Here is a 259-nt window from a genome sequence, read left to right as displayed (position 1 = left end):
CCGGGTATGCCACTTTTGAAACCCGGGTCCCGGCATATGAAGACTGGGACCGGGCACATCTCCCCTTTGTCCGTCTGGTAGCCGGAATATCCTGACAGGATGCGGGGGGGGCGGCTCTCTCTCCGGTCTCGGGCCGCTGCGTCTACGGCGGTGTGGCCGAGGTGAGCGTATATGTGAGTTCCGCCCAGAGGGGAAAGGGAACGGGAAAAGCGCTGCTCAGGAAGCTGATCGCCGAGAGTGAACAGCAGGGAATCTGGAC

At 62.2% G+C, this 259-nt stretch carries 1 pseudogene; it reads left to right on the top strand.

What is annotated here, in order from left to right:
- Positions 1-116: 116 nt before the first annotated feature.
- Positions 117-259 (top strand): annotated as a pseudogene (locus tag ACRHNM_RS17230) (GNAT family N-acetyltransferase); the annotation flags it as partial.

This window comes from Psychroserpens mesophilus, assembly GCF_050617655.1.
Classification (GTDB): domain Bacteria; phylum Bacteroidota; class Bacteroidia; order Flavobacteriales; family Flavobacteriaceae; genus Psychroserpens; species Psychroserpens mesophilus_A.
This window is presented reverse-complemented; position numbering and strand designations above follow the sequence as displayed.